Annotated in this window: 19 protein-coding genes; 11 read left to right on the plus strand and 8 right to left on the minus strand. The window is 61.5% G+C overall.

Annotated elements, in window-relative coordinates:
* Positions 1-94: 94 nt before the first annotated feature.
* From FQV27_RS18980 to FQV27_RS18375, 5 genes are all read right to left on the minus strand, one after another.
* A complete protein-coding gene (locus FQV27_RS18980) occupies positions 95-712 on the minus strand; it encodes a hypothetical protein (RefSeq protein WP_186827386.1) in 618 nt (205 codons plus the stop codon).
* Positions 705-3,455 (minus strand): class I SAM-dependent DNA methyltransferase, encoded by a 2,751-nt coding sequence (locus FQV27_RS18360; protein ID WP_147101446.1) that lies wholly within the window; start codon positions 3,453-3,455, stop codon positions 705-707. Before FQV27_RS18360 ends, FQV27_RS18980 begins: the two co-directional genes overlap by 8 nt.
* Complete coding sequence (locus FQV27_RS18365) at positions 3,456-3,875, minus strand: type II toxin-antitoxin system VapC family toxin (protein ID WP_147101449.1); 420 nt, start codon at positions 3,873-3,875, stop codon at positions 3,456-3,458.
* Entirely contained in the window at positions 3,872-4,117 is a 246-nt protein-coding gene (locus FQV27_RS18370; protein ID WP_147101452.1) for a FitA-like ribbon-helix-helix domain-containing protein, read from the minus strand. Before FQV27_RS18370 ends, FQV27_RS18365 begins: the two co-directional genes overlap by 4 nt.
* 242 nt (positions 4,118-4,359) lie before the next feature.
* Positions 4,360-5,232, minus strand: coding sequence for an IS110 family RNA-guided transposase (locus FQV27_RS18375; protein ID WP_246133178.1), 873 nt, complete (start codon positions 5,230-5,232; stop codon positions 4,360-4,362).
* Positions 5,233-5,352: 120 nt separating this feature from the next.
* On the opposite strand from FQV27_RS18375, the gene FQV27_RS19360 reads away from it, so the two are divergent.
* The 4 genes from FQV27_RS19360 (at position 5,353) to FQV27_RS19365 (ending at position 9,023) form a co-directional block, all read left to right on the plus strand.
* Positions 5,353-5,799 (plus strand): UvrD-helicase domain-containing protein, encoded by a 447-nt coding sequence (locus FQV27_RS19360; protein ID WP_147101494.1) that lies wholly within the window; start codon positions 5,353-5,355, stop codon positions 5,797-5,799.
* Between the two features lie 290 nt (positions 5,800-6,089).
* A complete protein-coding gene (locus FQV27_RS18385) occupies positions 6,090-6,557 on the plus strand; it encodes a DUF3768 domain-containing protein (protein WP_186827388.1) in 468 nt (155 codons plus the stop codon).
* Between the two features lie 301 nt (positions 6,558-6,858).
* A complete protein-coding gene (locus FQV27_RS18390; RefSeq protein WP_147101457.1) occupies positions 6,859-8,730 on the plus strand; it encodes a ParB/RepB/Spo0J family partition protein in 1,872 nt (623 codons plus the stop codon).
* A 59-nt stretch (positions 8,731-8,789) separates the two neighbouring features.
* A complete protein-coding gene (locus FQV27_RS19365) occupies positions 8,790-9,023 on the plus strand; it encodes a zinc finger domain-containing protein (protein ID WP_147101460.1) in 234 nt (77 codons plus the stop codon).
* Here the strand turns inward: FQV27_RS19365 and FQV27_RS18400 are convergent.
* From FQV27_RS18400 to FQV27_RS18410, 3 genes are all read right to left on the minus strand, one after another.
* Positions 9,020-9,427, minus strand: coding sequence for a thermonuclease family protein (locus tag FQV27_RS18400; protein ID WP_147101463.1), 408 nt, complete (start codon positions 9,425-9,427; stop codon positions 9,020-9,022). The two genes, FQV27_RS19365 and FQV27_RS18400, sit on opposite strands and share 4 nt — an antisense overlap.
* Before the next feature lie 315 nt (positions 9,428-9,742).
* A complete protein-coding gene (locus tag FQV27_RS18405; protein WP_186827389.1) occupies positions 9,743-10,195 on the minus strand; it encodes a helix-turn-helix domain-containing protein in 453 nt (150 codons plus the stop codon).
* 147 nt (positions 10,196-10,342) lie between these two features.
* Positions 10,343-10,570, minus strand: coding sequence for a helix-turn-helix domain-containing protein (locus tag FQV27_RS18410; RefSeq protein WP_147101471.1), 228 nt, complete (start codon positions 10,568-10,570; stop codon positions 10,343-10,345).
* A 741-nt stretch (positions 10,571-11,311) separates the two neighbouring features.
* Between FQV27_RS18410 and FQV27_RS18415 the strand changes: the two genes are divergently transcribed.
* From FQV27_RS18415 to nrdH, 7 genes are all read left to right on the plus strand, one after another.
* Positions 11,312-11,506: a hypothetical protein gene (locus tag FQV27_RS18415; protein ID WP_143025697.1), complete on the plus strand. Its 195-nt coding sequence runs from the start codon at positions 11,312-11,314 to the stop codon at positions 11,504-11,506.
* 436 nt (positions 11,507-11,942) lie between these two features.
* Positions 11,943-12,209, plus strand: coding sequence for a hypothetical protein (locus tag FQV27_RS18420; protein ID WP_147101475.1), 267 nt, complete (start codon positions 11,943-11,945; stop codon positions 12,207-12,209).
* Positions 12,210-12,211: 2 nt separating this feature from the next.
* Positions 12,212-12,415: a hypothetical protein gene (locus FQV27_RS18425; protein ID WP_147101478.1), complete on the plus strand. Its 204-nt coding sequence runs from the start codon at positions 12,212-12,214 to the stop codon at positions 12,413-12,415.
* Positions 12,415-12,888 (plus strand): hypothetical protein, encoded by a 474-nt coding sequence (locus tag FQV27_RS18430; RefSeq protein WP_147101481.1) that lies wholly within the window; start codon positions 12,415-12,417, stop codon positions 12,886-12,888. The genes FQV27_RS18425 and FQV27_RS18430 overlap by 1 nt, the downstream gene beginning before the upstream one ends.
* On the plus strand, positions 12,885-13,337 hold the full coding sequence (locus FQV27_RS18435) for a hypothetical protein (protein WP_147101485.1): 453 nt from the start codon (positions 12,885-12,887) through the stop codon (positions 13,335-13,337). The genes FQV27_RS18430 and FQV27_RS18435 overlap by 4 nt, the downstream gene beginning before the upstream one ends.
* Entirely contained in the window at positions 13,334-14,770 is a 1,437-nt protein-coding gene (locus tag FQV27_RS18440) for a DUF4942 domain-containing protein (RefSeq protein ID WP_147101488.1), read from the plus strand. The genes FQV27_RS18435 and FQV27_RS18440 overlap by 4 nt, the downstream gene beginning before the upstream one ends.
* A 749-nt stretch (positions 14,771-15,519) precedes the next feature.
* Positions 15,520-15,738: a glutaredoxin-like protein NrdH gene (gene nrdH / locus FQV27_RS18445; RefSeq protein ID WP_147101490.1), complete on the plus strand. Its 219-nt coding sequence runs from the start codon at positions 15,520-15,522 to the stop codon at positions 15,736-15,738.
* The last annotated feature ends 367 nt before the right edge of the window (positions 15,739-16,105 follow it).

Here is a 16,105-nt window from a genome sequence, read left to right on the forward strand (position 1 = left end):
CTCGATCTGCAGGGGGCTTGGTCGGCGATTTTGTATTGGAGGATTTGGGCTTCATCTTCGTTCCTTCGTCACTACGACGAAGCCCAAATCCTCCTCAAATCACAACCTCAAATCTGTGCCGTAGGCGCTGACGGGGGACATCCTGATAGAGGTTTCTCACTGAACCGTTGGAGGCGGCCCAGTCACCCCGAGAAAACGCGGAGATCGCCTGTACGAGGTGACCATTGGCGACGGTGAACCCGTGCTTATTTAACAAGCCAGATAGCTCGCTTTCGGCTTCACGAAAGTCCAGCTGCGGCGCGTCATCAGGCAGCATTCGGCGGAGGCTCAACGGATCTGGTTTATCCGTTGGAAATCCGAACGGATCGTCTTCGACTTCATCGGGTAGCCCGTCGATTTCAAAGCCGTCCAACCGCAATCCCGCGGTCAACTTAATCCAATCTTCCCCAGCCCTTCGTCTCGCCGGTAAGGACGTCAGAACGGCATCAATAATGGCTCTGCTAACTTCCATTCGGCCGAATGCAGTCGGAACCTTCGGATCTTGATTGACTGCAATTCTAGCCAGCGAAGCGAGCTTCGCAGGCTTTGATCCCGAACCAACGACATCGTAGAGCCCCCATTCGACGAGCAGGCTATCAAGTGTTGCAACGGTATGCGGAATCTCCAACAGCCGACAGGCGGCAGAAACCGTCATGCTATTAAAATCACCCATTGGCGCCCACCTTCGTCGTCATCTTCGTGTACATCTCGAACAGCTTTTCCAGCCGCTCGGTGTCGTTCTTGAAGCGGCGGCCGATATAGATGCGTTCCAGCACCTCGTCATTGTGGTCATGCGCGGCGCGGAGGTTGTCGGGCATGTTTTCGGGGTCATAGAGATCGGCGATGGTGGCGGGGAAATGCGCCTCGCGCGCCAGCAGGATGTTTTCAGCGGCGGCGGTCAGGTCGGCGCGGTTCTTTTCGGTCAGTTTCGGGACGGGGAAGGTGTTCCAGCCGAGGGTGTTGGAATAGCTGAACCTCATTTCCAGCCGCACGCAGACCGTGCCGATCCAGACCCAATGCAGACGCGAGGCGATCAGCGCCATGTTCCAGAGCGGGGCGTCGTAGAGGGCGAAATTGCGGTCACCAATGATGGTATCTTTGCCTTCAAGCCCGATGGGTAAAAACTCTCTGCCTTCTGAGCTGACCCGAGCGACGACCAGTGTGCTTTCTTCGGCAACCGATTGAATTTGCCTGAAGCGATGGGGAAATTCTGCTGCGGGGCGAGTTTCGGCGGCTTTGCTGCTGGCTCTCATCTCAGCGACGGCGGCCACCCGCCTTGAGATCTCCGGAATTGCTTCAGCTTCTCCGCGTTCAACATCCTCGATCCAAAGGCAATACCGTTCTTGCCCGCGAATGAATTCTTGCGCTCCAAGGAACCGTTTGACGAACTTAGCTGCCTGTGGCGAATGTGCCAGAAGCGCCTGCCGCTCGTCAGCGTTCATGAAGAAGTTTCCGCCATCTGTGGGTTTGTTGCCCCACTCCATGAGAGCACGACCGTCGTTGGCTTTCGATTTAGGTGCAATGATAATGTCGGGGGCAGCGACGAGGTACGCGTTTATGTTCGCTGCATCTTGCACAACAGTCTCACCGGAATCATTCAGCGCGAACAGTTTTCGTTCCACTCCGGCATGATTCGAAATAGCAACGATGGCGACTGTAACGCCAGCATTGTAGCTGGCAAGATTGGCCCACCTGAAACTGGTATGGGCAAAGACGATCTCATGCCCTGTCGCGAAAATCAGCGGCCACAGGATTGGTACTTGGCTGCCTTGACAGATCGAGTTGGTGGACACAAAAGCCGAAACAGTCGGCGTGTGCAGCCCGTAATCCGCCGCTTTCATGAACCAGCCCGCCACATAATCCAGCGACTTCCAGCTTTTCGTGCGACCGTCAAAAATGCGCTTCAGGTCGTCCTTCTGTTCCTTGCTTTGCCACGTTGACCCCAGATAGGGCGGATTGCCGCAGATATAGGTCTCGCCGCCCTCATTCTCGAAATCGATCTGCGCCTGATCCAGCGGGGTCTGGAACAGGTCATCTGACTGCAATTTTACCCCCGTCCCCGTAGGCGGACAGACTGACAGCCAGTCCAGACGCAGCGCATTGCCGCAGGTGATCCAGTTCTGCGCGTCCAAGGGCAGAAAAGCCGCCAGCGCCTCTTTCTGGCCGCGATAGGTCACGTCGCATTGATATTCGGCGATGATCAGCGCCAGACGGGCGATCTCGGCGGAAAAATCCCGGATTTCGATGCCGCGAAAATTGGTCAGCGGGATTTCGGTCTTGCGGTCGGATTCTCCGCGCCGCCGGTTGATCTCGGCCTCGATCGCTCGCAACTGCTTATAGGCGATGACCAGAAAATTGCCCGACCCGCAGGCCGGATCGAAGACGCGGATGCGGGCGATGCGGCCCCGCAGGTTCAGGAGTTTCCGGGCATTGTCGCCCGCCGCATCCAGCGCCGCATTCAGATCGTCCAGAAACAGCGGGTTCAGCACCTTCAGGATATTCGGGACGCTGGTATAGTGCATGCCAAGCGCGCCGCGTTCCTCATCATCCGCGACGGCCTGGATCATCGACCCGAAGATGTCGGGGTTGATCTGCGTCCAGTCCAGATTACCGATATGCAGCAGGTATGACCGCGCGATCCGCGAAAAGCCCGGCACCTCAACGCTACCGGAAAATAGCCCGCCATTCACATAGGGAAAGACATCGGCCCAACGCGGCAGGCTTGCGCCCGCGCGGTCCGTGGGCTTGACGTTCATGGCGCGGAAGATTTCGCCGATCACCTCATGCGTGTTGGTCCGGTCGCTCATCTGGTCGATGGTCGCGGTGAACAGGCCGGTGCCGTTGAAGATATCGGTATCCTCGGCAAAGAAGCAGAAGATCAGCCGCGCCATGAAGTGGTTCATATCCGGCCGCCGTTCCGCCGTGCCCCAGTCGGGATTGTCTTTCAGCAGCTCGACATAAAGCCGGTTCAGGCGGCTGGTGGCGCGGATATCAAAGGCGTTTTCCTTGATCGCCCGTACGGTCGAAATGCCGGCAAGCGTCAGGAAAAAACCGAAATGGTTCGGGAATTCTTTGTAGGCGCAGGCGATGGTGTCGCCGCTGGTCAGATCCTCGGCCTCCAGCGTCTGGCCATCGGTGGCGAGGATGTATTTCGCCTTGCCGCGCGCGGTGGCAGGGCTGGCGCGCAGGACGGTCAGGGTCTCGGCGACCGTGCCGGGCGCGCAGGTCTTGACGTGGATGTTGTTGGTTTGCAGCACCCCGCCGAGATCGGACTTGTTCGACGCGCCGCTGCGCAGCTTCTTCAGTGTCGTCGGCTTGTTGCCAAAGGCTTCAAGGAAGGCAAAAGGGAATTCATCCGCGTCAAAGGGCTGTTCGGCAAGGTCCGTGACGGCCTGTTCGATTTCAACGGCGTTCATTCAGGTATTCCACGGGTCGATCAGTTTGATGCCGCAATCGGCAAAATCGGGCGTATTGCGGGTCGCGACCTTCGCCCCAACCGTCTGTGCGATCGCCGCGATCTGGCAATCGGCATGGGCGATCGGTCGCCCGCTGGCGCGCCGGCTTGCCCCAATGGTGGCAAAGGTTATCGCGGCCGGGCTGTCGAAAGGCAGGATGCGGTCGGCAAAATCCTCGCGAATGATCTGGTCGATCATCTCGGCAAACCCATCACGGCGCTTGCCAGCGGGCAGGATGGCGACGCCCAGGCGTAGCTCGGCCTCGGTGATCGAGGTCAGGTAGACACCGCTGCCGTCAAGGCCCCCGAGCCAGTCTACGACGCGCTTTTCCGGTGCCGGACGCAGAAGCTCTGACACGACATTGGTATCGAGGATGATCATTGGCCGAAGGCAGGCGCTTCGCGCATCGCGTCGCGCGCGGGAATGTCCAGATCGACACCGCCGGTCCTGGCTACCCGCGCGCGCAAGTTTCGGGCGAGGTTCACCGGCGGACGCAGCTCACCAACCACCTCGCGCAGTATTTCACGGGCTTCTTCTTCCATCGACCGCCCGTGCTCGGCCGCGCGCACGCGAAGGCGGCGCTTGATGCCATCATCGAGATTTCGAATCGTAATGCTCGCCATCTGCCTGCTCCGTTTCTCGCCAGAAATAGAATAGGTGGCGATTGCATTGCAATCAACTCTGTCTGTCTGCAGTTGCTATTTCCGCTTCAGTTTGCCTCTAAGGTGGCGCCGTAGCTTGGTACAGGCTTTCTGCAGCTCATGTAGAGCGAAAAGCTCGTTTCTGCTTAAGTCACGAACGACTGCTTTTCCGATTCCGCGGCGGTCGCCATGCTGCGCCGCTGCATTTCCGCTTACCGCCCTTCCTACGGGTGCCCTCGCAGGCGCCGCAGAAATCGAGCGCGCGCAGCGAAGGTCCGGAAGGTCCCGCGCCCCGACCAATCCATTTCGCCGGACTGATGTCGCTTTGGCGTTAACCCAAGAAAAGCGCCCACATCCGACGTCCGGTTGAACCGACCCGGATCATCAACCAGTGCTATGAAGCTGAGCGCGTTGACCGGACCAACACCGGGGATTGTCATCAGGCGGCGCGCGACTGGATGGACCTTGGCCGTTTTCCTCACCGCCTTGTCCAAGTCGTCCGCCACTTGGCACAACTTGGCATGGGTAGCGATGAAGGCATCAGCTATGACCCGCAAAACCTGGTCGGTCTCGCCCGCTGCCGCCAGCTGATCGCGGAACGCTTGCCTCTGCCGTCCCTGGCCAATGCCGATCATACGGATGCCGAAGGTTTTGAGGACGCCACGAATGTGACCTTCGAGGTCCTTGCGCAACCGGATCAACCGTTCCCGCGCGCCTACCAAGCTGCGAAGCCGGTCCGCCTCCTCGCTGCGGATGTGAACCGGTGTGAACCAACCGGTGCGCGCAAGCTGTGCCAGACCTTCGGCGTCGGCGGCATCCGACTTGTTGAGCCGCGCCGACAAGCTCTTGTGTGCCTTCCGGGCATCAATGCAGGTCGCAGGCAGGCCGAGACCTGCGAGGCCGCGCTGCAACCAGATCGATAGCATTCCGCTTTCATGCACGATCCGTCGGGGCGTAAGTTCGCGGTTGCGAAACCAGCCCGCGACGCCCTCGGGATCAGCGGGACAGACGCCACGCGCTACAGTCTTGCCATCCATGTCTACAACGCAGATCGAAATCTCTTTCAGCGACACATCCAAACCCACATAGTATTCCATAGGTCGTTCTCCTCACGGCTTATATCCATGAGGCCAACATACCGGACCTCGTTCGCCCCCGGAGAGCGACCGCCGCAATCACACCATGTCTTGTGTCCTGCTTAATGGGTTACAGATTGGATAAAGCGGGGCATCGTGCGCCCGGAGCGCATTCTGGCCGTTACCTTCACGGAAGCCTCCGCCGCTGAATTAAGAGAGCGTATATCGGCCCGTTTGATGGCTTCCATGCACCCGGCGGCTCCCCGTCCCTTGTCCGGGGACCGTGCCCTAATCTCGGCCGCTGCGCGCCCTCGATCCGAGCCAGTCAGGGCGATGCGACCGGCTGCGGCTTCTGCGGTCTGTCTCGTCCCGAGCCAGATCCTCGCGCGCCGGTCCTGGTCGCCCTGCCCTGCCCGTCTCGGCCCATCCGGGTCACGGTCACTGGCGCGGGTGCCAATGGCGATCGCATCGCCCTGCAACTACTGCCGATCAGGATCTGGTAGCCCGCGCCGATGCGCGGGCTGCTGTCGGCCGGGGGATTCGGCCAGGGCCGAACGCCCCGGCTTTGTCTGGGCCACGTCGCGCTGACGCGCGCCGCGTCCTGGACTGAGGGCCTGTTCCGGCCCTCTTTCCAAGGGGCGGGTCCTCGCCATGCTCGCTTCCTCCACCTGCGCCTGGCGGCTTCGGTTCCGTGCAGCTGCGCGTGGCTCCGGTCCCGGCTGCGCCGCCCTTGGAAATTCACCGGCCCGGTTCGCCACCTGGCAAGGCTTCAGGAGAGGGCGCGCTGCGCGCTTCTCGCCTGAAACCTTCGCCCATTATGGGCACCCCGACCGAGGCAAAAGACCAAGGCGGGAATGTCGCGAAAAAAGGAGAGCATGATGCTCGATACCGATAATCTGACCTACGCTTGCCGGGCGTGCTGGCATACCTTCGATGCCATCGAACAGCCGTGGCAATGCCCGAAATGCGCCGCCATTGGAAAGCCCCGTGACTTTCCGACGCTCGAAACCGACCTTATTGCCCGGCAGAACGACGCTTTCCGCAAGGGGATGATCGCTGGCCTGCCCCGCGACATGCTTGGCCGGATCGTCAGCACGCCGGGCGTTCGTGCCATGGGACGCGATTTTGAAACCGCCGCCTATGTCTCTGTCGCCAAAGACACGGTTTTCAGCGAGGCCAATGACCCTTGGGGCGCGCGTGATTTCGGGGCCGTGATCGTCAACGGCACGAAGGTCTGGTGGAAGATCGACCTGTACAACAACGACTTTGACGGCGGTTCCGAAGCGCCCTGCGATCTCGCGCAGACCCGCCGCCTCGTCACCATCCTCTTGCCGTCAGAATACTGACCCCCGGATCGGCCCGCTCCGCTCCGTGCGGGCCGAGGCTGGCCTGTCGAGCAGGCCCAACGGGGAGGGGCGGTCAACGTCCCCCCCACCATCCCGAACCTGAAAGGAGGTGAGACGAATGGATGAATGGCTGCAAGCGCGTATCGCGGAAGCATGGGCGCTTGTCAGGAAGGGCGACACCTTTGGCATTGGACGCCGCTTCCTGATCCAGCACGGGGCAATCTGATTGCCCGCTCTGTCCCCCAAAAGGGGGCAGAGCACCAATAGCACAAATCAACGTCGCGAAAAAAGGATAATCACCATGAAAACCGAAAAGAACGTCGTCGCCGCCCCGGTCCAGTATTTCCCGCTTGATCGGCTCTATCTGTCGGATATGAACCCGCGTCAGGACGCGGATGCCGAGCGCATTGACCTGCTGGCTGACAGCATCATTGCCTGCGGCCTGATCCAGAACCTTGCCGGGCTTGCCGATGCCGATGGACGCATTGCTATCGTCGCCGGGGGCCGCCGCCTTCGCGCCCTGATCCGCGCATTCGAAAAGCAGCCCGATCTGCTGGACCGCCGCCCGGAACTGGCCGAAATTCCCGTCAGGATTGCGCCCGACGACGCGACCGCCCGTGCATGGGCGAATGTCGAAAATGCCGTCCGCGAGGCGCTGAACCCCGCCGATGAAATCCGCGCCTTCGCCAAGATGCGGGATGCTGGCGCAGATGTGCCCACCATCGCCAAAACCTTCGCCACGAGCGAGGCCGCAATCTATCGCCGTCTCGCCCTATCGGACCTGCCTGCGCCGGTTCTGGACGCTCTGAAAGCGGGAAAGATCACCCTGAATATCGCCAAAGCGTTCACCGTCGCAAATGATCCTGACCTTGCGCTTGAGGTGCTGGCCGAGGTTGAGGGCAACCCTCATGCTTCCGAGCACCGCGTCAAGGCAAGGTTACAGCCGGAGGCTGTCAAGCTGACCGACCGCCGTGCTGCCTTTGTCGGGCTGGATGCCTATACCGCCGCAGGCGGCGAAGTCACCCGTGATCTGTTCGAGGAAAACGGCACCTATCTGCGAAACCCCGACTTGCTGGACCGCCTGTTTTCCGAGAAACTGGACGATGCCGCCGCCGCCATCGAGGCCGAAGGCTGGAAATGGGTCGAGGTCATTCCCGAAAGCTATGTCAGCTACAGCACCACCGAAAGGCTGACGCGGCTCTACAAGGTCGAGGTCGAACTGACCGAGGAACAGGCCGAGCGGTATGATGAACTGGCCGAACTCTATCAGGCCGATGCGCTTGATGAAGAAGGCGGAGCCGAACTTGAAGCTTTGCAGGAACTGGCCGAGGGCGACTATACCGACGAACAGCGTCAGCACGCAGGCGCTTACGTCTATGTGAATAGCAGCGGCATGGTGGACGCCTCGCGCGGCTATGTCCGCCCCGAGGACCACGCCGCTGCCGTCGAGGCCGAAATCCTGACCGGCTTCGCCGCGTCCAGCGGCCATGCTGGCAGAGCCGACGACACGCCGAAATCGCCCTATAATGCGGCACTGGTCGAGGACATGCGCCGCGCCCGCCTTCACGCCGTTCAGGCGGCGCTGCTGGCAAAGCCGGAACTCGTTCTTGATCTGCTGGCCTTCGGCCTGTCCGGGCGCGGAGGCGCACATGAAAATGTCTTCGATATTCGCCCGGATCGCGCCAATATCACCCCTGAGAAGGCCAATGGCCTGACCCCGGAGCCGCGCCTGTCGGACGAAAGTGGGGATCACCGCTGCCTTGACGACGAGGAACGTCTGGTCGCGTTCACCGAATTTCAGGCCGAAGGCAAGAAGGCCCGCAATGCCGCGCTGACCGAAGGGCTGGCCCGCACCCTGCCCTATCCGCACCGCCCAAGCGCCCTGTTTGACCACATCGAGGCCAGCACTGGCGCCGACCTGCGCCAAGTCTGGACCCCAACCGCCGAGGGCTTTTTCAAGCGCGTGAATGCCGACTATCTCGACAGCCTCATGCTGGACCTGACCGGCTGCAATCCGACCGGGAACGGCTTCAAATCGTGGAAGGCGATGAAGAAGTCCGCAAAGGCCGACGCCCTCGAAAAGCTGTTCACCGATCCCGACTATCAGAAGGCGTGGCACATCGACGTCGAGAAAAAGGCACGGATCGACGCATGGCGTCCCGGCTGCATCTGACGAAAATGGCAAGGGCGGCTTGCGCCGCCCCTGCCTGTCCGAACAGGGAGATTTCCACGATGCCCGACTTTACCACTCATCGCCACCCGGTTCTGGCCGTTGGGTGCCCGACCTGCTGTAAGCCGCCGGGGGTGTGGTGCCGCCGCCCGAGCGGCCACCGCGCGGGCGATCTTCACCAGGGTCGAAAGGCCGAGGCTGACCGCGTGTTCATCGCACAGCATGGCGACACTGCCAGCATCCTGCGTACCGCCGCCGGCTGGCAAATCGACCCGCGCGGCCGCATTCGCGATTAGCCACACCATCCGGGCCGGGCGCCGCCGTCATATGGTCGCGCATGTCCCACACGGATCATTGCCCTTGCCACGTCCTCGCCATCGAGGGCGAGCCTTGCCAGACCGCGCCCATATCGGTCCAGTTCCGGCGCGATCCTCAATTCTGCCCGCTGCGCGGCAGCGAGGCGCCCGCGCAGCGCATCTCTTGCCGCCCGCGCCGCCGCCAGTTCAGCCGGGCATTGCGGGCTGAACAGTTCGGGAGTATCCAGTCCTTGCAGCCGGATGCGCTGACCCTGCCATCGGATCGTGTCCCCATCGACTACCTGAATTTCGGCAGGGTCAACGCCCACTGGTGCCCGACAGCCGGTGACAGCCAGGGCCAGCCCTGTCATCATCACCACTGTCTTGACCCATCCGCCGCTCATTACTGCATCCTCTCAAGTTCTGGCTGTCACCGTTTGCCCGGATTTCGGGCTGGTCGTCGAGGCCAACCACCCCAAAATCCGGGCCGGCCCTTCGGGCCGACCCGCGCTCCGCGCGCCGATCGCCAGCCCATCGTCAAAGATCGCGCCCGGCTGTTAACCTGGCCGTCGCTGCCGTCATGGGCGGCGGTGCCGCCCTCGCCCGCCTTTTCTTCATCGGCTCATGAACTTAGCGGCGGCCAGCAGGCCGCCGCTTTCCTTCGTCACCATATCCGGTAACGCTGCCCCTGCCTCTCCAACGGGATCGGTCAGCCGCGCCTACGCGCGCCAGGGGCCGATCCCGTTGAACAGGTGGTTGAGCATGTCGCCGGCGCCAAGCTGCGCGCCGGGATTGCCTTCGTAAAGCGCATTTGCGCAGGCGTTCAACGCCGATATGCCCCCGATCTCGTACAGGGTCTCGCCTGCCCTATACACCTTCATCCGATCATCATGCGAAGCTTGGTGCCAGCCGATCCCATCCTTGAATAACCGATCCATGATCGCCTTCAGCTCCACGAAAGCCGAAAGAACCGCGACCCATTGATCCCGTGTGATACGATCCCGATCATCGCCGGTCAGCAGCCAGCGCGGATCAATGTCAAACCTGTCCACGGCCCTGGCCACGGTCGACGCGCTCGGGATCCGCTCAAGGCTGATATAGCTCGCAAGCGCCGACCGGCTGATGCCAAGGCTTTCCGCTTGCTCATCCCGGCTAAGTCCGGTTTCATTCAATTTCGTCTCAAGACGAGCACCAATTGCTCCGTAAGCTATTTCACGATCCATAATTTCTGTCCCGTTTTGTGGATATGTGTCTGCAATCGTGGATCGCGCTGCGTTACGCAAGGTAAAATACGGGTGGTGTGGGGTGCTTTCGGGAACCTATTCTGTGTCGTCTGGTGGGTAACGGTCAGGAAACACCTCAGCAACTGTCCGTCCAACTGCCGCCGCGAGGGCAGCTTCAATTCTTGCAGAACGGCGGACACCTTGGCTGACGGTTGTCACTGATGCAGGAGTCACGCCAAGATCGCGGGCCAGGTCCGTCATGTTCGTGCCACGAAGGCGCAGCTCTGTTTTCAATCGCTCGTGGGCAACATTTATTTCTGCCATCGTCAGCCAGATCCATCACAAGTCGTCACATTAGAACATCCGCCCGCCATGAAGGCGCAGGTCAAGCAAAGAATGCTGATGCTGTAAAATTCATACAAAAATCCGGTGAAATTCCGATGCGCCTCCCCGTCCTCTGTCCGGGGACCGTGCCCTAGGCTTGTCCGGCAAGCCGGCCTGCGCCCCGAGCCGTTCAGGGCGATGCGACCGGCTGCGGCTTCTGCGGTCTGTCTCGTCCCGAGCCAGATCCTCGCGCGCCGGTCCTGGTCGCCCTGCCCTGCCCGTCTCGGCCCATTCGGGTGACGGTCACTGGCGCGGGCGGGGGCACGAAGCGGCGCCAGAGTCTGCAGTCGCTGCCCTGCCTGCCCTCCAGATCGTCATCCCGCCGCCGGGCCATGCCGTCATTCGGGAAGATGCGACTGTTGCCTGCGCCTGGTGATTTCCCCGGCCTCGTTGGATCGAGCGATGCGCCTGCACAACCGCCAGTTCCTGCCGTCTTTTTCGTACGATTGACAGGGATGACGGTCCCGAAGCCATGCGTTCCGTTCATGTGGTTTTTCTATCTGATGAAACCTAGCAGGCAGTCGGGGCAGACCGGCACATGCTGCCATGCGGCATGTGCCTTCAACGACTAATTTCCCCTGGCCTGCGGCCATTCCTCGCGAAAGAAATTAGCCGCTGACAGCCCCTTTCCCTACCCACTCTGTCGTTTTCATCGAAAAACCCATGGAAAGGAACTTCAAGATGGCTTCTCAAAACTTCACCCTCAAAGTCAAAGCCGGCGAAAAAGACGGCACGACCTTCTGGGATCGCTGCGGCGTGGTCTTCGTGAACACCAACGAGGCCGGGGAAATCACCTCCATCAGCGTTCGTCACAACATGTTCCCGAATGTCGACATGGTGGCCTTCCCGCGTCGGGAAAAAGACGAGCAGGAATAAGGGCAGGCAAAGGGGCGGCGCAAGCCGCCCCTGGACCGTTTCACGAGCCCAGGTCGGAAGCCCGCGCTGATGCGCGGGCTGCTGTCGGCCGGGGGATTCGGCCAGAGGCCGAACGCCCCGGCTATGCGTGGGCCACGTCACGCTGACGCGCGCCGCTTCCTGGATAAAGGGCCTGTTCCGGCCCTCTTTCCAAGGGGTGGGTCCTCGCCATGCTCGCTTCCTCCACCTGCGCCTGGCGGCTTCGGTTCCGTGCAGCTGCGCGTGGCTCCGGTCCCGGCTTCGCCGCCCTTGGAAATTCACCGGCCCGGTTCGCCACCTGGCAAGGCTTCAGGAGAGGGCGCGCTGCGCGCTTCTCGCCTGAAACCTTCGCCCATTATGGGCACCCCGACCGAGGCAAAAGACCAAGGCGGGAACGTCGCGAAAAAAGGAGATTAGAATGGTTCTCTTTGAATTTTACGCCATGACCGACGATTTCGGCATCTGCCGCGATGCCTGCGATGATCTGGAAAGCTGGATCGCGGCCAATGACGCCGAAATCACCGGCTATGTCGATGATCCCCTCGCCAGCAAGGAATTGCAGGGACTGCCGAAGCTCAGCGGCTGGATCGGCCCGATTGTCGGCCCCAATGCCTTCGGCCTGACCCCGGTTATTCAATATGCCGATACCTGGGCCGTCCGCGAACTCGACCGCGTGGGGGCATGAACATGGCCGCTTTCGACAAGCCCATCACCGCCAGCTTTGACCTGGCCGAGATCTCGGCCATCCTCGCTGGCCTGCGGTTGCTTCAAGGTTCCAACCGGGTGCCGGCGCCGATCAACGAGATCATGACCAATGGCGGCGACATTGACCCGCTATCGCTGGATGAGATCGACGCGCTTTGCGAGCGCATCAACGGCGGGGATATGTGATGATCCCCTATTCCGTCCTTCAATCCGATCATCAGCCCGGCGCTTTCGTAATCACTGTGGTCAGCGCACGCGCGGCCCAGATCTATGCCCGCCTGCTGGCCGAACGCTTTCCCGGCAACAAATTCGCCATTCAGGAAGGCGGTGCATGGGGCGCGCCCGATTGCCACCCTTCCATCCGCGATAGCGCCCGTTCGTTCGAGGTGGAACGTCTCGCGGCGACCATGCTCAAGCGGGACGCAGAAACCAACCCCGAAGGGCTGGCGAAGTGGCACGTCTATTTCCTTCGCCGCCCCGATACCGCAGCGACAACCCGCTGTCGCGCATATGCCGACCATGACACGCCGATGCGGAGCCGCACGTTTTCAAGCCCCGATTATATCGGAACCGCAATTTTCTATGGCGATCTGCCAACCCCGCATGACCTCGGCGTCATGCTGGAGGATTTCCAAGCCAGCAAGGAGGCCATCGCATGAGCCCCATTTCCTTCAACGGACTTTCGGCGGGGGATAGCCCCGCCAGCTTCCGGCGCTTCTGTGTTTCGCCCGTGCGGATCGAGCGCGGCAACCACTATGATGAGGCCATCGAGGTTTGCCCCCCTGCGGAACGCGCCTTCTGGTCGATCTATGGCGACTCCGGCCAAGGCTGGCAGCTTGTCCATGATGCCCAGGACGGCGAGGCTGGCCGCGCCCTGCTGGCGCTTGAGGTCGCGACCGGCGCACCCGTCCACTATGTCGATTGCGACTGGCGCAGTACCGGCGGGACTGTCGCGGGGCTGGCCGACCGACTGGCCGAGCGCATCCATGACGAGATCCCCGGATATGATGGCCCCGAGGATTTCCGCGATGACGATTTCGAAAATCATCCGCTGGCCGAGCTGCGCGAACTGCTGCTGGATGCCACCAACGGGGAGGATCAGAAATGAACGCCCCGCTGTCCTTCAATGCAGGGGCGCTTGTCGCGCCCCTCAACATCGAGGCCATTTGCATGATGCGCGAACGCGCGCTGTCCGAGATGGAAGAGGCTATTGCCGCTATTGCGAAGGGCTACGCGCTCGCGCGCGGCGCGGCCGAGACCGCCAAGGGCGCGACCGCCGGTCACGCCTCTTACCTGCACTACGACGACAACCAGACCGTCGAAAAATCCCTCTATCCCGATTTCGACACCGAAAAGACCTTCGCCACCTACAAGCGCACCCTGGATGCCGCAATCTGGCGCCGCATCGTCGAGGAAACCCGCCTCAAGGAAATCATGGACCGCACCGAACGCGACCAGCTCGACAAGCAGATGGCCGCAAACGACATGCCGGAACCGACATTCGAGACGATCCGGGCCACCCTCGCCCGCCTGACCGGCGAGGCCAACCTGATCTTTCAGCGCGGCGTGGCGCGCGCCTTCGCGTCACTGTCGCCCGCCTTCAAGAGCCACGACGCCTTCAAGATCAACAAGCGCATGATCTTCGAATGGGTGTTCAGCGAAGGGGGGTACTGGTCCTATTCTGGACATGGCGAACAGATGCGCCGCACCTTGGCCGACGTTGAGCGGGTGTTTTCGCAGCTTGCCGGCAACCGGACCTATGGCGCGCTTGAGCACGCCATCGAGGTTAGCCGACGCGGCCGCTACGGCGCACGGCAGAGCGAAGTCGAAAGCGAATATTTCCTCGCCCGCACCTTCAAGAATGGAAACCTGCATCTCTGGATCAAGGATGAAACCCTGTTGCGGAAGGTGAACCGCGTGCTGGCCGATTATTACGGCGAGGTGCTGCCCGACGCCGCCGGCGCCGAGGCGCAGCCCGCCGATTTCTGGCCGGGCACCGCGCTTGCAAAGGATCTGGCCTTCTATCCGACCCCGGCCGAAGTCGTCGACTACCTGCTTGACGGGCTGCGGATCGAACCGGGCGCGCGGATCCTGGAACCAAGCGCCGGCGTCGGCGCGCTCGTCCGCCCCCTGCTGGCGCAGGGCGCGAACGTCGACGCGATCGAGGTCCATCCCGACCGGACCGAGGCTCTGCGCGGCATCGCCCACCCCGCCCTGAGCGTGAAATGCGCGAACTTCCTGAAGCTGCCCGCCCGGCCGGTCTATGATTATGTCGTCATGAACCCGCCGTTCGCCGGGACACATTTCATGAATCATCTGAGGCATGCCTTCGACTTCCTGAAGCCGGGCGGCGAGCTGCGCGCGATCCTGCCCGCCTCTGCCGAGGTCGGCAGCACCGCAAAGCACCAACGCTTTCGGGCATGGGCCGAGAGTCATGCCACGCGCGGCTGGCGGCGCGGTCTCTGGCGAGACCTGCCGGCCGAGAGCTTCGCCAGTGTCGGCGTGCGCATCAATACGGTGGTCCTCACCCTGACAAAGTGATACCGTTCCCTAACCTTTTTTCGCGAAAAGGCACTTTAGCCCCGCTTCGGCGGGGCTTTTTTCTTTGGGGGCATCACGTTGGCCATTTTCTTAACCATTCTCTTGCTCATCGTCGGTCTTGCAGTTTGTGCCGGGAGCATTCTGCTGTTCCCTCGTGCCAACCATGGTGGGGCGTCGCGGCGTTCTTCGTAGGGGTCGGTATCGTGTCGAGCGCCTACTTCGTCGGGCCATACCTGGCAGAATGGATCGCTGCCTGGTAGGCACCGCCGCAGGATAGCCAGGCTTGCAGCGAGGCCGGCGGCGTTTGGACGCGGGGCGAATGCAGCATCATCCCGACGGAAGAAAACTAGCGTCACGGGTGCCATAGGCCAACTAACTGCCATCCCAAGCGGCTCGTCAACCAGCCGGTCAGCACCAGAAATCACCACCCGCCGACCGCTGCTTTCTGTGACGTGTCGTCGTCTTCGGTCAGGTCAACAGCGAACGGCCGCGCGCTTTGCCGGGCGGTGGCGGTGCATTGCCGTCGCAGCTGGATCCGGCGTCACATGGCTGTTCTCCTTTGCTTCCCAACTGTGACCCTGGGCCGAAGCGGCTGGTGGGCGGTGCGCATCATGCCCTTGGCATGATTCACCCCTTCAACAGCTAATTTCCCCTGGCCTATGGCCATTCCTCGCGAGGCAAATTAGCTGTTGACCACCACCCTGATGCTTCGACCCAAAACAGGTTCACAGAAGCAAAGGAGAACAGCCATGAGCATCACCGTCTATTCCAAGCCCGCCTGCGTGCAATGCACCGCCACCACCCGCAGCCTCAACGCAAAAGGCGTCGCCTATACGGTTGTTGACCTGACCGAAGACGACGACGCGCTGCGCTTCGTTGAAAGCCTGGGCTATCGGCAGGCCCCCGTGGTGATTTCAGGTGCCGACCACTGGTCCGGCTTCCGCCCCGATCGCATCGCCGCCCTCTAGGGCGGCTTTGCCGTCCCTTCGCCCATCACCTTCTTCAAATATCTACCGTGTGGTGTTGGTCAACGTCCTAGCCGAACGTTAGCAAGGGCATCGAGCGTGGAGACACCAAATATCGGAACGCTCGATGCCCTTGCGGATTATACCGAGCCGCCGTTCATGCGTGGCGCGGCGAAGGTCGGTAGCGAGCCCACATTGACCGATGCTGCGCAATAAACGAATGTCAGGTTCAGTGATAGCGCCGCGTTCGCAGCATGGTGTTTCCTATAGTCCTAGACCCGCAGGCCGGTACGTTCCAAAAACCGGTAAGGACGCTGTTGCAACGGCCGAACCGTTCCAATTGGTCGTTCTGCAAGAGCGTACCATGCGG

The sequence above is a fragment of the Paracoccus aurantiacus genome (assembly GCF_007993065.1).
Classification (GTDB): domain Bacteria; phylum Pseudomonadota; class Alphaproteobacteria; order Rhodobacterales; family Rhodobacteraceae; genus Paracoccus; species Paracoccus aurantiacus.

What these genes read in the sequence shown, in the direction of transcription:
- FQV27_RS18980 (WP_186827386.1), bottom strand. Translation starts at nt 712, where the DNA reads ATGGGTGATTTTAATAGCATGACGGTTTCTGCCGCCTGTCGGCTGTTG.
- FQV27_RS18360 (WP_147101446.1), bottom strand. Translation starts at nt 3,455, where the DNA reads ATGAACGCCGTTGAAATCGAACAGGCCGTCACGGACCTTGCCGAACAG.
- FQV27_RS18365 (WP_147101449.1), bottom strand. Translation starts at nt 3,875, where the DNA reads ATGATCATCCTCGATACCAATGTCGTGTCAGAGCTTCTGCGTCCGGCA.
- FQV27_RS18370 (WP_147101452.1), bottom strand. Translation starts at nt 4,117, where the DNA reads ATGGCGAGCATTACGATTCGAAATCTCGATGATGGCATCAAGCGCCGC.
- FQV27_RS18375 (WP_246133178.1), bottom strand. Translation starts at nt 5,232, where the DNA reads ATGGAATACTATGTGGGTTTGGATGTGTCGCTGAAAGAGATTTCGATC.
- FQV27_RS18385 (WP_186827388.1), top strand. Translation starts at nt 6,090, where the DNA reads ATGCTCGATACCGATAATCTGACCTACGCTTGCCGGGCGTGCTGGCAT.
- FQV27_RS18390 (WP_147101457.1), top strand. Translation starts at nt 6,859, where the DNA reads ATGAAAACCGAAAAGAACGTCGTCGCCGCCCCGGTCCAGTATTTCCCG.
- FQV27_RS19365 (WP_147101460.1), top strand. Translation starts at nt 8,790, where the DNA reads ATGCCCGACTTTACCACTCATCGCCACCCGGTTCTGGCCGTTGGGTGC.
- FQV27_RS18400 (WP_147101463.1), bottom strand. Translation starts at nt 9,427, where the DNA reads ATGAGCGGCGGATGGGTCAAGACAGTGGTGATGATGACAGGGCTGGCC.
- FQV27_RS18410 (WP_147101471.1), bottom strand. Translation starts at nt 10,570, where the DNA reads ATGGCAGAAATAAATGTTGCCCACGAGCGATTGAAAACAGAGCTGCGC.
- FQV27_RS18415 (WP_143025697.1), top strand. Translation starts at nt 11,312, where the DNA reads ATGGCTTCTCAAAACTTCACCCTCAAAGTCAAAGCCGGCGAAAAAGAC.
- FQV27_RS18420 (WP_147101475.1), top strand. Translation starts at nt 11,943, where the DNA reads ATGGTTCTCTTTGAATTTTACGCCATGACCGACGATTTCGGCATCTGC.
- FQV27_RS18425 (WP_147101478.1), top strand. Translation starts at nt 12,212, where the DNA reads ATGGCCGCTTTCGACAAGCCCATCACCGCCAGCTTTGACCTGGCCGAG.
- FQV27_RS18430 (WP_147101481.1), top strand. Translation starts at nt 12,415, where the DNA reads ATGATCCCCTATTCCGTCCTTCAATCCGATCATCAGCCCGGCGCTTTC.
- FQV27_RS18435 (WP_147101485.1), top strand. Translation starts at nt 12,885, where the DNA reads ATGAGCCCCATTTCCTTCAACGGACTTTCGGCGGGGGATAGCCCCGCC.
- FQV27_RS18440 (WP_147101488.1), top strand. Translation starts at nt 13,334, where the DNA reads ATGAACGCCCCGCTGTCCTTCAATGCAGGGGCGCTTGTCGCGCCCCTC.
- nrdH (WP_147101490.1), top strand. Translation starts at nt 15,520, where the DNA reads ATGAGCATCACCGTCTATTCCAAGCCCGCCTGCGTGCAATGCACCGCC.